The sequence below is a fragment of the Microbacterium helvum genome, assembly GCF_014779795.1.
Classification (GTDB): domain Bacteria; phylum Actinomycetota; class Actinomycetes; order Actinomycetales; family Microbacteriaceae; genus Microbacterium; species Microbacterium helvum.
The window spans coordinates 1-3,461 of the sequence record NZ_JACXZS010000026.1 but is presented as its reverse complement, the minus strand read 5'-3'; the positions used below and the strand labels follow the sequence as shown (position 1 = coordinate 3,461).

Below are 3,461 nucleotides of genomic sequence, written 5' to 3'. Positions count from 1 at the left end.
GCATGTTGTGTTGATGATCTTAAAGATCATTAGTCAATTTCTGTCGCATCCGTTTGGGTGTGGCTGAGTTTTGATTCTCATGTTTTCAAGTCTTTAAGAGCAAACGGTGGATGCCTTGGCATCTGGAGCCGAAGAAGGACGTAGCAATCTGCGATAAGCCTCGGGGAACTGATAAGCAAGTTTTGATCCGAGGGTGTCCGAATGGGGAAACCCCGCTGGGCGGCGTGCTGACCCAGTGACTCCCGTCTGAATATATAGGGCGGGTAGAGGGAACGCGGGGAAGTGAAACATCTCAGTACCCGCAGGAAGAGAAAACAACCGTGATTCCGTGAGTAGTGGCGAGCGAAATCGGATGAGGCTAAACCGTACACGTGTGATATCCGGCAGGAGTTGCGTGTGCGGGGTCGTGGGACGTTCCTTATCATTCTGCCGAGTGGTGAGCGTGATGCATTGGTATAGGTGAACGGTCTTGAAAGGCCGGCCAGAGTGGGTGCCAGCCCCGTAACCGAAATGCTTGTATGCAGCGTGGAGCGTATCCCAAGTAGCACGGGGCCCGAGAAATCCCGTGTGAATCTGTCAGGACCACCTGATAAGCCTAAATACTCCCAGATGACCGATAGCGGACAAGTACCGTGAGGGAAAGGTGAAAAGTACCCCGGGAGGGGAGTGAAATAGTACCTGAAACCGTTTGCTTACAAACCGTTGGAGCCTCCTTGGTAGGGGTGACAGCGTGCCTTTTGAAGAATGAGCCTGCGAGTTAGCGATATGTGGCGAGGTTAACCCGGGTGGGGTAGCCGTAGCGAAAGCGAGTCTGAATAGGGCGATTCAGTCGCATGTCCTAGACCCGAAGCGAAGTGATCTATCCATGGCCAGGCTGAAGCGACGGTAAGACGTCGTGGAGGGCCGAACCCACTTAGGTTGAAAACTGAGGGGATGAGCTGTGGATAGGGGTGAAAGGCCAATCAAACTTCGTGATAGCTGGTTCTCTCCGAAATGCATTTAGGTGCAGCGTTGCGTGTTTCTTGCCGGAGGTAGAGCTACTGGATGGCCGATGGGCCCTACAAGGTTACTGACGTCAGCCAAACTCCGAATGCCGGTAAGTGAGAGCGCAGCAGTGAGACTGTGGGGGATAAGCTTCATAGTCGAGAGGGAAACAACCCAGACCACCATCTAAGGTCCCTAAGCGCGTGCTAAGTGGGAAAGGATGTGGAGTTGCTTAGACAACCAGGAGGTTGGCTTAGAAGCAGCCACCCTTGAAAGAGTGCGTAATAGCTCACTGGTCAAGTGATTCCGCGCCGACAATGTAACGGGGCTCAAGCACGCCACCGAAGTTGTGGCATTGACATTATTGGTAGGCCTTCGTGGTCCAGCCGTGTTGATGGGTAGGAGAGCGTCGTGTGGCGAGTGAAGCGGCGGGGTGACCCAGTCGTGGACGCTACACGAGTGAGAATGCAGGCATGAGTAGCGAAAGACGTGTGAGAAACACGTCCTCCGAAAGACCAAGGGTTCCAGGGTCAAGCTAATCTTCCCTGGGTAAGTCGGGACCTAAGGCGAGGCCGACAGGCGTAGTCGATGGACAACGGGTTGATATTCCCGTACCGGCGAAGAACCGCCCAAACTAACCCAGTAGTGCTAAGTATCTGAATCCCCTTGACCGGATCCTTCGGGTGATGGCTGGGGGCCTAGCGTACGACCCCATGCTGGTGCGGTTAGCGTGTTAACAGGTGTGACGCAGGAAGGTAGCCCATCCCGGGCGATGGTTGTCCCGGGGCAAGTGCGTAGGCCGAGTCGTAGGCAAATCCGCGACTCATGACGGCTGAGACACGATGCGGATGAAAAGTGGGTGATCCTATGCTGCCAAGAAAAGCATCGACGCGAGGTTCTAGCTGCCCGTACCCCAAACCGACTCAGGTGGTCAGGTAGAGAATACCGAGGAGATCGAGAGAATCGTGGTTAAGGAACTCGGCAAAATGCCCCCGTAACTTCGGGAGAAGGGGGGCCATCCGCTTATACCAGCTTGCCTGGAAAAGGGTGTGGTGGCCGCAGAGACTAGTGGGTAGCGACTGTTTACTAAAAACACAGGTCCGTGCCAAGTCGCAAGACGATGTATACGGACTGACGCCTGCCCGGTGCTGGAAGGTTAAGAGGACCGGTTAGCCGTAAGGCGAAGCTGAGAATTTAAGCCCCAGTAAACGGCGGTGGTAACTATAACCATCCTAAGGTAGCGAAATTCCTTGTCGGGTAAGTTCCGACCTGCACGAATGGCGTAACGACTTCCCAACTGTCTCAACCGCGAACTCGGCGAAATTGCAATACGAGTAAAGATGCTCGTTACGCGCAGCAGGACGGAAAGACCCCGTGACCTTTACTACAGCTTGGTATTGGTGTTCGGTGTGGCTTGTGTAGGATAGGTGGGAGACTATGAGACCGTGACGCCAGTCATGGTGGAGTCGTTGTTGAAATACCACTCTGGTCACTCTGGATGTCTAACTTCGAACCGTGATCCGGTTCAGGGACAGTGCCTGGTGGGTAGTTTAACTGGGGCGGTTGCCTCCCAAAAAGTAACGGAGGCGCCCAAAGGTTCCCTCAACCTGGTTGGCAATCAGGTGGCGAGTGTAAGTGCACAAGGGAGCTTGACTGTGAGACTGACAGGTCGAGCAGGGACGAAAGTCGGGACTAGTGATCCGGCAGTGGCTTGTGGAAGCGCTGTCGCTCAACGGATAAAAGGTACCTCGGGGATAACAGGCTGATCTTGCCCAAGAGTCCATATCGACGGCATGGTTTGGCACCTCGATGTCGGCTCGTCGCATCCTGGGGCTGGAGTAGGTCCCAAGGGTTGGGCTGTTCGCCCATTAAAGCGGTACGCGAGCTGGGTTTAGAACGTCGTGAGACAGTTCGGTCCCTATCCGCTGCGCGCGTAGGAAGTTTGAGAGGATCTGACCCTAGTACGAGAGGACCGGGTTGGACGAACCTCTGGTGTGCCAGTTGTACTGCCAAGTGCACCGCTGGTTAGCTACGTTCGGGATGGATAACCGCTGAAAGCATCTAAGCGGGAAGCCGGCCTCAAGATGAGACTTCCATACCCCTTGCGGGTGAGAGGCTCCCAGCCAGACTACTGGGTTGATAGGCCAGATGTGGAAGCACGGCAACGTGTGCAGCTGACTGGTACTAATAAGCCGACGACTTGATAACAACAAAACTTGCTTGCGTCCACTGAGTGGTTCCCGATGTACGGTCGGAAACCAGCAACAGCACAACACTTATTGTTATTGCAGACTGAAACATCAAAAGAGTTTCGGCGGCCATAGCGAGAGGGAAACGCCCGGTCCCATTCCGAACCCGGAAGCTAAGCCTCTCAGCGCCGATGGTACTGCAGGGGGGACCCTGTGGGAGAGTAGGACACCGCCGGACACCCATTCACGGAATGGCCACCCAACACTGGGTGGCCATTCCGCGTTAAC

General features: G+C 54.8%; 2 rRNA genes. Both read left to right on the top strand.

Going from position 1 to position 3,461, the window contains the following annotated elements:
• Positions 1 to 83: 83 nt before the first annotated feature.
• Positions 84 to 3,192: ribosomal RNA gene (locus IF188_RS19970) — 23S ribosomal RNA — on the top strand.
• Between the two features lie 102 nt (positions 3,193 to 3,294).
• Positions 3,295 to 3,411, top strand: a 5S ribosomal RNA gene (gene rrf, locus IF188_RS19965).
• The last annotated feature ends 50 nt before the right edge of the window (positions 3,412 to 3,461 follow it).